The organism is Marinobacterium nitratireducens (assembly GCF_014645375.1).
Lineage (GTDB): Bacteria > Pseudomonadota > Gammaproteobacteria > Pseudomonadales > Balneatricaceae > Marinobacterium_A > Marinobacterium_A nitratireducens.
In genome coordinates, this window is the sequence record NZ_BMLT01000009.1 from 193,824 (window position 1) to 204,032 (window position 10,209).

Sequence of the window (10,209 nt, forward strand, 5' to 3'; positions counted from 1 at the left end):
CCAGGCAATGAATGAAATGGCCGTTCCCCTGCCCGATGACATCGACGGTGCCCATGCGCTGGAGCTGTTTCGCCAGATGCTGCGCATTCGCCGTTTCGAAGAAAAGTGCGCGCAAATGTACAGCAGCGGCAAGATCCGCGGCTTTCTGCACCTGTACATCGGCGAGGAGGCCGTGGGTACCGGCGTCATGCAGTCCGTCGCGCCCCGGGATGCCGTGGTCGCCACCTACCGCGAGCACGGGCACGCGCTCTTGCGCGGTATCTCCATGAACGCCGTCATGGCGGAGATGTACGGCAAGCAGGAAGGCTGCAGCCGCGGCCGGGGCGGCTCGATGCATCTGTTCGACAAGGCCACCGGCTTTATTGGCGGCAACGCCATCGTCGGCGGCGGCATGCCGGTGGCCGTGGGCTACGCCCTGGCCGCCAAAATGCAGCAGAACGGCGCTGTCGCCTGGTGCATCTTCGGCGAAGGCGCCATGGCGGAAGGCGAGTTTCACGAGTCGATGAACCTGGCCGCCTTGTGGCAGCTGCCCGTGGTGTTCTGCTGCGAGAACAATTACTACGCCATGGGCACGGCGCTGGACCGTTCGGAGTCCCAGATCCAGCTGGTGGAAAAGGCGCGCAGCTACAGGGTCGTCGCCGAGGAAGTCGACGGTATGGATGTACTGGCGACGGAGGCCGCGGCGCGCCGGGCCGCCGACAGCGCCCGTGCCGGCAATGGCCCCTATTTCCTGGAATTTCAGACCTACCGTTTCAGGGCGCACTCGATGTTCGACGCCGAGCGCTACCGCAGCAAAAACGAGGTGCACGAGCACGAGTTGCAGGGCCCGTTGCGCACCTTTGGCGCGCGCCTGGAGGCCTCGTCCCTGCTGGACGAGCAAAGACGGGCAGAGCTGGAGGCGGACATCGCCAGAGAAATCGAAAACGCCGTCGCCTTTGCCGAATCCGGCACGCCGGAGCCTGTCAGTGAGCTCGGTCGCTTTGTCTATTCCGAGGTGCAGCCATGAGCACAACTATCCCGGCGGGCATGCGCGAAATGACCTACCGCGAAGCGGCCCGCGAGGGACTTCACGAAGCGCTGACCCGCGATGAGCGCGTCTTCCTGATGGGCGAGGACGTGGGCCGTTATGGCGGCTCCTATGCCGTCAGTCTGGGCTTTCTCGAGGAGTTCGGCCCCGAGCGGATCCGCGATACGCCGCTGTCGGAGTCCGCCTTCGTCGGCGCCGGAATCGGTGCCGCGATCGGCGGCATGAGGCCGATCGTCGAGGTGATGACCGTGAACTTCAGCCTTCTGGCAGCGGATCAGATCATCAATACGGCGGCAACCTACCTGCATATGTCCGGCGGTCAGATCAACGTGCCGCTGGTGATCCGCATGGCCACCGGCGGCGGATTGCAACTGGCGGCGCAACACTCCCACAGTCTGGAAAATCTTTATGCCCATGTGCCCGGTCTGAAAGTGCTGACCCCGGCCACCGTCGAAGACGTACGCGGCATGCTGGCCACCGCGCTGGCCGACCCGGACCCGGTGCTGATCTTCGAGCATATACTGCTCTATAACCGCAAGGGTCTGCTGGCGGCAGACGCCGGCGCCGTCGATATTCACCGTGCCCGGATTCGCCGCGCGGGCACCCAGGTGAGCCTGATCACCTACGGCGGGTCGCTGTGGAAGTGCCTCGAAGCGGCAGAGTTGCTGGAGCAGCAGGGGATCGATGCGGAGGTGCTGGACCTGCGCACGCTGCGCCCGCTGGACGATGAAGCCATCATGGCGACTGTGACCAGGACCCGGCGCGTGGTGATCGTCGACGAGGGCTGGCGTAGCGGCGGCATTTCCGCCGAGATTACCGCCCGTATCCACGAACAGGCCTTCTACGAGCTCGATGTACCGGTGCAGCGGGTCTGTGCGGCCGAGGTGCCGATACCCTACGCCAAACAGCTGGAGGACGCCGCCTTGCCCCAGGTTGCGGACATCGTCGCGGCGGCCGGCAGGCTGGTGAAGGGCAATGACTGATTTCACCATGCCGTCACTGGGTGCCGATATGGACGAAGGCACCCTGGTCGAATGGCTGGTCAAGCCCGGCGATCAGGTCAAGAGCGGCGATGTGGTCGCGGTGATCGAAACCAGCAAGGGCGCCATCGAAACCGAAATCTTCGAGAACGGCACGGTGGCCGAGTTGCGGGCGCAGGTTGGCGAAACGCTGCCGGTGGGTTCGGTGCTCGCCACTATTGTCAGTGAACAGAGCAGCACTGAGGTAACAGCCGACAGCGGTGGTCGGGCAACCGTCAGCAGCGGCGCCGGGGTAAAAGCCGATAGCGGCCCGAGCGCCAGTGCGGGCCGCAGTCCCGCTACCGGGGCGAGGTCTGAACCCGGCGAGCCCGCACCTGCAGCCGCACCGGCTGTTGTGCGGGCATCGCCGGCGGCGCGCAAACGCGCAGCGGAACTGGGGCTGGTACTGGCGGATATCCCGGGCACTGGCCCTGGCACGGCGGTCACGCTTTCCGACGTGGAGACTGCCGGTGAAACGAAGCCGCTGCCCACGCCGGGCAGCGGCGCGAAGCGCGGTTTCGACCCCGAATCGATGCGCCGGGGCATCGCCGCGGCCATGGCGCGGTCGAAAAAGGAAATACCGCACTATTACCTCTCGACTCAGATCGACATGACCCGCGCGCAGCAGTGGCTGAGCGCGGAAAACGCCGGTCGCAGGGTCACCGACCGCCTGCTGCAGGTCGTGCTGCCGCTGAAGGCGATGGCGCTGGCGCTGCGCAAGGTGCCCGAACTGAACGGTTTCTACCGGGGCGGCGTCTTCGAGCAGGCCGAACGCGTTCATGTTGGCATGGCAATCGCGCTGCGCGGCGGCGGGCTCATCGCCCCGGCGCTGCACGATGTCGACCGCAGGACACTGGATGATGTCATGCAGGGCCTCAACGACCTCATTACCCGGGCGCGCACCGGCATGCTGCGCAGCTCGGAAATGTCGGACCCCACCATCACCCTGAGCAATATGGGGGAAACCGGCGTCGAGGGTATCTTCGGAGTCATCTACCCGCCGCAGGTGGCGATTGTGGGTCTGGGCACAGTGGTGGAACGCCCCTGGGTTGTCGAGGGCAGGGTCGAGGTTCGGCCGGTCATGCAGGCGACGCTCTCGGCCGACCATCGCGTCAGCGATGGTCACCGCGGCGCAATCTTTCTCAAAACCCTGGAAAAACTGCTGCAGGCACCGGAGGCGTTGTGAACGAAACGGCCAAGAACTCAGAACAGATCCTCGCCATTCTGAAACGGGAACTGGGAAATATCGCTCCCGAAGCCGACCTCGATGCGCTGGAACCGTCGCTTGATGTGCGCGAGGAGCTGGATATCGACTCCTTCGATTTCGTCCGTTATATCGCGGCGGTCTGCGAAACTCTGGAAACCGATGTGCCGGAGCAGGATTACATCGAATTCAGCACCCTGGAGCGGGCGCAGCGGTATTTGCTCAGGTGATACCGGTTGGGTTACCTGCTATCGTAGGGCACCTTGAGCGCAGCGAAACGTGCCTCGGTCTCCTTCGTTGTTCGCCGCGCGGCCTGTCTCCTACTGGAGGCCTGTCTGGGACAGTACCTTGGAGCTGCGTGGCGGCGGCAGCAGTGCGATCAGGTTTTCCGCCGTTGCTTCCACCACCGAGGTGAAGGTGATGGACTTTTCCTTGCCGGTTTCCTGCGCCAGATTCAGCTCCTCGACACCTTCCCAGGCGATGCTGCCGTCGAGCGTATCCCACACCTGCACGTAGAGGCGGATATTGGCGCGGGTCGTCTGGTAGACCCGGAATCCCAGCATGCTGAAGCGACCGCGGGACTCCTGGCTGAAGCCGCCGAGGTTGAGCTGCACCAGGTAGCGGGCGTTGGCGGCTTTGCCGATTTTCTGCAGCGTATCGCGGCTCAGTATGCCGGAATGCCCGTAATCCTCGAACATCCGGTTGTATTCCCGCGCCAGCCCCGCCCGGTTGACGGCGCCCAGCGTTTCGGGCAGTGACACGACCCTGATATCGGGACGCTTGCTGACCAGGGTTCTGGCGAATACCAGCGCCAGGGTTTGCTTGTCCTCCTCCTGCCCGGTGGTGGTGGACGGACTGATAAAGGCCACGCCGTCGCGGCTCAACGCATCGGCGCTCAGCGATATATCGTTGTGCTGCGCCGAGGAGTAGTTCTGGTTGAAGCCACAGCCGCCGAGCAGCACGGCCGTGGCAAGCATGACCAGCAGCGCGGCTCGATGCAGCGTATCCGGGTGTGCCGGCCGCGGCAGTTCCATCAGTGCGATGGCGGGCCGGCTCCTGCGATTGGACTGAATCATAGACCCCTCCGGTTGATGGCCCGGGGCCAGCCGGCGAATCCGGCTGCCGGGGCGTTCGGCCGTCGTCGAAAGCGGGCATTCCTGCCGGAGTTTCGAAGCCGGTCCGGTGGATGACGGTACTAACGTTTCAGGAAGTAATAGCTTCAGTGTAGTTGGCGCATCGGGCTGGCGCCCGGGCCGGTATTTGCCCAGAATGGCGCAAGGGTACCCCGCAGTTCAGGAACGGATATCGGAGATCGCCAATGCCCATGGATACCGACAAGCGCAGAATCTTGGCCTGGGCCCTGTACGACTGGGGTAACTCGGCCTTTGCCACTACGGTGATGGCGGGCTTTTTCCCGATCTTCTTCAAGCAGTACTGGAGCCAGGGCACCTCTGCCACCGAGAGCACCTTTTACCTGGGGCTGGCGAACGGCCTCTCCAGTCTGGTGGTGGTGGTGATGGCACCGGTGCTCGGCGCCATCGCCGACCGCGCGGGTCTGCGCAAGCGGTTCCTGATGGTTTTCGGTTTTCTCGGCATCCTCATGACGGCCTCGCTAAGCTGGGTCGCCGAGGGGCAGTGGCTGCTGGCGTCGGCGCTCTTTGGCTGCGGCGTGGTCGGGTTTTCCGGCAGTATCGTGTTCTACGATGCGCTGATCGTCGGTGTCTGCCGCGACCCGGATCGGGAGCGGGTCTCGGCTTTCGGCTACGGTCTTGGTTATCTCGGCGGCGGTCTGCTGTTCGCGCTCAATGTCTGGATGACCCTCGAGCCCGCGACTTTCGGCCTTGCCGATGCCGCCGAGGCGGTAAAACTGTCTTTCGTGCTGGTGGCGATCTGGTGGCTGCTGTTTTCGCTGCCGCTGGTGCTGCTGGTGAAGGAGCCGCCGGTGGCGGCGGCGCGATCCAGCCTCGGCGCCGTGCGCGGCGGACTGCACCAGCTGCGCGAAACCCTGAGCCATATTCGCCAGCGCCGGCAGGTATTCTGGTTCCTGCTGGCCTACTGGCTCTATATCGACGCGGTCGACACCATCATCCGTATGGCGGTGGATTATGGCGTGGCGCTGGGTTTCGACAGCGGCAGTCTGATCGTAGCGCTGCTGATCACCCAGTTCGTCGGTTTCCCGGCGGCGCTGGCCTACGGCTGGCTTGGCAGCCGGATCGGCGCCAAGGCGGGGATCCTGATTGCCATCTGCGTTTATATTGCCGTGACCTTCTATGCCTTTTTCATGGAGTCGGTGCAGGAGTTCTATGTACTGGCGGTCACGGTGGGTCTGGTGCAGGGCGGCGTGCAGGCGCTGAGCCGGTCGTTCTACAGCCGTCTGATCCCGCCCGAGCGCTCCGGCGAGTTCTTCGGTTTTTACAACATGCTCGGCAAGTTCGCGGCGGTGCTGGGACCTGTGCTGGTGGGCTGGGTCGGGGTGCTTACCGGCAGTTCCCGTTACGGCATACTGTCGGTGGTGCTGTTGCTGGTGGCCGGGGGCTTGCTGCTGCTCAAGGTCGACGGTCGCGGTGGCCGGGCGGAGCCGCTACCGCGGCAAGAAAAGTAGCCTGAAACCAGCGGCCGAAAGTAGGATGGGCGGAGCCGCATTGGCACTCTGTTCAACGCTTACAGCGAGGTTGACGCGGCGCACCCCATCAATGAGTCGGCTACATGCCTCCCGCTAAAACGCGATGAACCCAAAAAGGCCACACCGCCGATGAAGCATCGGCGGCGTGGCCTCTGGGATCGACCGGGACTGTCAGACGACTGCAGGGCGTGCGGCGCTGTGTGCCTTGCGTTCGGCCTTGAGGTCGAAGTAGCCGTAGCGGGCGACGACCAGGAAGCAGGCGGCCGGCACGATGAAGGACAGGGTGGCACCGTAGCCGTCGATCACCGCGCCCTGCACCAGCGGCATGATGGCGCCGCCGAGGATGGCCATGACGAGACCTGCGGCGCCGAACTTGGTGTCTTCGCCAAGCCCCTGCAGCGCAATGCCGTAGATGGTCGGGAACATCAGCGACAGGCAGCCGGAGATCGCCACCAGTGCCCAGACGCCGGAGATATCCGGGCTGGCGATCATGTAACCGCACAGTGCGGTGGCCAGGACCGACAGGCCCGCCAGCAGCTTGGACGCACGGATATAGCCCATCAGCCAGGTCATGGCGAAGCGGGCGATGAGGAACAGGATCAGGCTGTACTGCAGGTAGTCGCCGGCGCGCGCTTCGTTGACCGACAGCGCATCCATGACGTACTGGATGGTGAAGGTCCAGACGCAGGTCTGGGCGCCGACGTTAAAGAACTGCGCCACGACGCCGAAACGGTAATGACGGTTGCGCAGCAGACGGCCCAGGGTGGCGCCGAGCTTGATATCGCGGCTATGGGCCACGACCTTTTCGCGGCTCGGACGGATGCGCATCATCGCAATGGCCATCCAGATCAGTAGCAGCACGCAGGCCATGCCGACGTAGGGCACCATGACCGCATCGAGTTCGGCCGACTGGATAGCGCTCAGCTCGGCCGGCGCCATCGCCGCACGCTCCACGGCGGTCGCCGGGTTGAGCTGGGTCAGGATCAGGCTGGCGCCGAGGAAGACGCCGATATTGCAGCCGACGGGATTGAACGCCTGGGCGAAGTTGAGGCGGCGGGTGGCATTGCCGACAGGCCCCATCGCGATGACGAAGGGGTTGGCCGAGGTTTCGAGGATCGACAGGCCGGCGGCGAGTATGAACAGGGCGGCAAGGAAGTAGCCGTAGGTCATCGCCTGGCTGGCCGGATAGAACATCAGGGCGCCGAGGGCGGCGAAGCCGAGGCCGGTCAGGACGCCGGTCTTGTAGGAAAAGCGGCGGTTGATGAATGCCGCCGGCAGCGCCAGGCAGAAATAGGCGCCGTAGTAGGCGAATTGCACCAGCGCCGATTCCAGCGCACTCATGGTGAAGATCTTGCTGAAGACCTTCACCAGCGGATCGGTCATATTGGCGGCGACGCCCCAGGCGGCGAAGCAGGTGGTCAGCAGAATAAACGGGAGGATCATCTCCCGGAATACCATCGGGGTTTTATTGTTCATCGTTGCCGTGCCTCTTGTCGTTATAGTGCCGTCGCAGAAGCGGCGGCACTGGCTGCGGTCCCTGTCTGGACAGGCTTGCATTGAAACCCCGCAATAAAAACGCTGAATGAACGGCGTCCGGGCATTTTGTAATTTTTGCAACAAAGGCGCCGGCATTGAGCGGCGGGGCCGGTTGCAGGCCATACTTCACTGCGCCGGGTATCGCCAAAAGGTGACACCTTGAGGTAATGTGTTTTCATGATCGGGCGTTCGGCCGGCTGTGCCGCGGCCCGGTTCGTCATCGAATTTGCCAAGGGAGTGGTGGGTCCGACATGTTCCGAGCCCCGAGTTGCCAGCTGCCGAAACCCGTTGGGCCCGCTTTGGTCCGCAGTCGTCCGGGCGGGAGGCCGCTGGCATGAGCGAATCCGGCACGGAAAGCCGACGCTGGTGGCGTGAGCCGCTGCTGCACTTTTTCATCATCGGCGTGCTGCTGTTCCCGCTGTTCGACTGGCTGGGAGATATCAGGGCGCAGGACCGGATCCTGGTCACCCGCGAGCGCATCGATAACCTGTCCTCTGTTTTCGCCCGCACCTGGCAGCGCCAGCCGACCCGGCAGGAACTCGATGGACTCATCGACGACTACGTGCGCGAGGAGATCGCCGCCCGCGAGGCGCGCGCGCGCGGGCTCGATCAGGATGACGTCGTGATTCGCCGCAGGCTGCGGCAGAAGCTGGAATTCCTGGTCACGGACAGCGTCACCTCCGTGCCGCCGACCGAGCAGCAACTGCAGGACTGGCTGAGCGCCCATCCCGACCCCTTCCGCAGCGATCCCGAATACGCGTTTCGCCAGGTTTTCCTGGACCCGAACAAGCATGCCGGCACCCTGGAGCGCGATGCCGAGCGCCTGCTGCAGCGGCTGCGTGCGGCCGGCGGCAAAGTCGATATCCGCAATATCGGGGATTCCCTTATGGTACCGCGCGATATCGAACGCATGAGTGTCGGGGAGATCGGCCGGGTTTTCGGAGAACGCTTTGCACAGCAGGTCATCCGCCTGCAGCCGGAGACCTGGAGCGGTCCGCTGCTATCCGGTTACGGCGTGCACCTGGTGTACCTGCTCGACCGTCGCACCGGCGCGGTGCCGCCGCTCAGTGAAATCCGGCCGCAAGTCGAAGCCCGGTTCCTGGAACAGCGCCGGCAGCAGGCGCTCGACAACCTCTATCAGTCGCTGCGCCAGCGCTATCCGGTGACGATAGAATCCCGCGAGGAGCAGGGGGGCGACGCTTGACCGGCGTCTTGCGAGCCCTGCTGGCGACGCTGTTGCTGGTCGCCTGCACCCAGCCCCAGGCCGGCGAAACGCGGCCGGCGCTGCTGGATATTCGCGAGGCGCTGCCGGGGCTCTACGACTTTCTCTGGAAAACGCCGGCAGGGGCCCAGGGCGGCCTCGATATCGAGCCGCAGATGCCGGCCGCCTGCCATCTCAGAAGCGATATCGAGCAGCAGTCGACCCACGATGCGCTGCTGCGCCGCGGGCGCATGCAGTGCACGGACGGGCTTTCGGGCAAGACCATCGTAATCAAGGGGCTCGATGCCACCGTTGCCGATGTGCTGGTGCAGGTTCACCACCGCGATGGCCACAGCGAAAGTCATCTGCTCAGGGCGACAGTGCCCCAGGTCACCCTCGGCGACGGTCAGCCGCTGCTCAGCTACACCCGACAGGGGTTCAGCGAGCTGCTGACCGGGATCGACCTGCTGCTGCTGGCGCTTGGCCCGATGCTGCTGGCACCCGGACGCAGGTCACTGGTGCTGGTGGTGGCCGCCCTCGGCCTGGTCTGTGCCACCGGCCTGGCGCTCAGACTGCCGGGGTACGTGCCGGTGGCGCCACTGCCGCTGAGCGCGGTTCAGGCCTTCGGCGTGCTGTATCTCGGCCTCGAGGCGGTGCGGCAGGCGCTTGGCCAGGACAGTTTCGGTCAGCGCCACCCCGGTGCCATGGCGCTGGCCCTCGGCATCCCGCTGGGCCTGTCACTGGCCGGCGGGCTGCCGGCTTCCGTATCCGCCGGCGGTGAGACGGCCCTGATGCTGTCCCTCTACGGGTTCGGCGTGGCGCTGGCGCTGGTAATGCTGGCGCTGCTCGTGGCGCTGTTCCGACACGCGCTGCGTGAGGTCCAGCTGCACTGGCTGATTCTGGTGTTGCCCGGTTATCTGCTGGGGGGAATCGGCGCCTACTGGACACTTAAGCGCATGCTGACGCTGGTCGCCGCGATTATCTGAGGGAAGCCTCGTGCCGCCCCGCAAAAATTTGCTAATGAAATGCAGGTTTTGGTCGATAAGCCAATCAGGCTGGCCTGAATACAGCGAACAATAACAATTCCAACAGCACTGCGTTCTTGTTACAGGGGGACGGGATGGCAAAAGAGTCAGGTTTTTTCGATATTTTCGGCGGCGGTTCGGCGCGGATGTATCAGCAGATTCTCGAGCAGGCAATCGATGCGGTCGTCAGTATCGACGAAAACAACAAGGTCACCTTTTTCAATGCCGCGGCGGAGGCATTCTGGGGTTACCGGCGCGACGAGGTCATCGGCCGCAACGTCAGAATGCTGGTTCCCGCAGCCATTCAGGCCGATCACGACAGCTACGTCAACGCCAACCGCGAGGGAGGTCCGGACAAGATCGTCGGCACCAGTCGCGAGGTCGAGGTCGAGCGGCGCGACGGCAGCACCGTCTGGGGCAGCCTGTCGCTGTCCAAGGTCAGGGTCGGCAGCAAGCTGCTTTATACCGCCTTCGTCAAGGACATCACCCGCGAGCGCGAGGCGCGCGAAACCATCAACCAGACGCTGGAGCAGGCGCTGGATGCGGTGGTGACCATCGACGAGGCCAACAACGT

General features: G+C 64.3%; 10 protein-coding genes. 8 read left to right on the top strand and 2 right to left on the bottom strand.

Annotation, left to right across the window (positions count from 1 at the left end; translation table 11 throughout):
• Nucleotides 1-7: 7 nt before the first annotated feature.
• From pdhA to IEX85_RS17520, 4 genes are read left to right on the top strand one after another with little or no spacing between them, the layout of a single operon-like run.
• Nucleotides 8-1,006, top strand: a complete 999-nt coding sequence (gene pdhA, locus IEX85_RS17505; protein WP_188861908.1) for a pyruvate dehydrogenase (acetyl-transferring) E1 component subunit alpha — start codon at nucleotides 8-10, stop codon at nucleotides 1,004-1,006.
• Nucleotides 1,003-2,010 carry an alpha-ketoacid dehydrogenase subunit beta gene (locus IEX85_RS17510; protein ID WP_229721987.1) on the top strand — a complete coding sequence of 336 codons (1,008 nt, stop codon included), beginning with the start codon at nucleotides 1,003-1,005 and terminating at the stop codon, nucleotides 2,008-2,010. The genes pdhA and IEX85_RS17510 overlap by 4 nt, the downstream gene beginning before the upstream one ends.
• Entirely contained in the window at nucleotides 2,003-3,232 is a 1,230-nt protein-coding gene (locus tag IEX85_RS17515; RefSeq protein ID WP_188861909.1) for a dihydrolipoamide acetyltransferase family protein, read from the top strand. Before IEX85_RS17510 ends, IEX85_RS17515 begins: the two co-directional genes overlap by 8 nt.
• Nucleotides 3,229-3,480 (top strand): acyl carrier protein, encoded by a 252-nt coding sequence (locus tag IEX85_RS17520; protein ID WP_188861910.1) that lies wholly within the window; start codon nucleotides 3,229-3,231, stop codon nucleotides 3,478-3,480. Before IEX85_RS17515 ends, IEX85_RS17520 begins: the two co-directional genes overlap by 4 nt.
• Nucleotides 3,481-3,570: 90 nt before the next feature.
• Here IEX85_RS17520 and IEX85_RS17525 read toward each other — a convergent pair whose 3' ends face one another.
• The gene (locus IEX85_RS17525; protein ID WP_188861911.1) at nucleotides 3,571-4,326 is read right to left on the bottom strand and encodes a hypothetical protein; all 756 of its coding nucleotides are present in this window, start codon (nucleotides 4,324-4,326) and stop codon (nucleotides 3,571-3,573) included.
• A 242-nt stretch (nucleotides 4,327-4,568) separates the two neighbouring features.
• On the opposite strand from IEX85_RS17525, the gene IEX85_RS17530 reads away from it, so the two are divergent.
• Nucleotides 4,569-5,852 carry an MFS transporter gene (locus IEX85_RS17530; RefSeq protein WP_229721988.1) on the top strand — a complete coding sequence of 428 codons (1,284 nt, stop codon included), beginning with the start codon at nucleotides 4,569-4,571 and terminating at the stop codon, nucleotides 5,850-5,852.
• Nucleotides 5,853-6,044: 192 nt separating this feature from the next.
• On the opposite strand, the gene fucP is transcribed toward IEX85_RS17530, so the two are convergent.
• Nucleotides 6,045-7,349, bottom strand: coding sequence for an L-fucose:H+ symporter permease (gene fucP / locus IEX85_RS17535; protein ID WP_188861912.1), 1,305 nt, complete (start codon nucleotides 7,347-7,349; stop codon nucleotides 6,045-6,047).
• Between the two features lie 394 nt (nucleotides 7,350-7,743).
• Here fucP and IEX85_RS17540 point away from each other — a divergent pair, with 394 nt between their 5' ends.
• The 3 genes from IEX85_RS17540 to IEX85_RS17550 all read left to right on the top strand — a co-directional run.
• Nucleotides 7,744-8,613, top strand: coding sequence for a peptidylprolyl isomerase (locus tag IEX85_RS17540; protein ID WP_188861913.1), 870 nt, complete (start codon nucleotides 7,744-7,746; stop codon nucleotides 8,611-8,613).
• Complete coding sequence (locus IEX85_RS17545; RefSeq protein WP_188861914.1) at nucleotides 8,610-9,596, top strand: HupE/UreJ family protein; 987 nt, start codon at nucleotides 8,610-8,612, stop codon at nucleotides 9,594-9,596. Before IEX85_RS17540 ends, IEX85_RS17545 begins: the two co-directional genes overlap by 4 nt.
• A gap of 134 nt (nucleotides 9,597-9,730) precedes the next feature.
• Nucleotides 9,731-10,209 (top strand): PAS domain S-box protein (locus IEX85_RS17550; protein ID WP_229721989.1); only part of this gene is annotated, 479 nt, incomplete at its 3' end.

Bases quoted from the DNA above. Each gene is read 5' to 3' on its own strand.
- IEX85_RS17515 (WP_188861909.1), top strand. From the start codon at position 2,003: ATGACTGATTTCACCATGCCGTCACTGGGTGCCGATATGGACGAAGGC.
- fucP (WP_188861912.1), bottom strand. From the start codon at position 7,349: ATGAACAATAAAACCCCGATGGTATTCCGGGAGATGATCCTCCCGTTT.
- IEX85_RS17530 (WP_229721988.1), top strand. From the start codon at position 4,569: ATGCCCATGGATACCGACAAGCGCAGAATCTTGGCCTGGGCCCTGTAC.
- IEX85_RS17525 (WP_188861911.1), bottom strand. From the start codon at position 4,326: ATGATTCAGTCCAATCGCAGGAGCCGGCCCGCCATCGCACTGATGGAA.
- pdhA (WP_188861908.1), top strand. From the start codon at position 8: ATGAATGAAATGGCCGTTCCCCTGCCCGATGACATCGACGGTGCCCAT.
- IEX85_RS17540 (WP_188861913.1), top strand. From the start codon at position 7,744: ATGAGCGAATCCGGCACGGAAAGCCGACGCTGGTGGCGTGAGCCGCTG.
- IEX85_RS17510 (WP_229721987.1), top strand. From the start codon at position 1,003: ATGAGCACAACTATCCCGGCGGGCATGCGCGAAATGACCTACCGCGAA.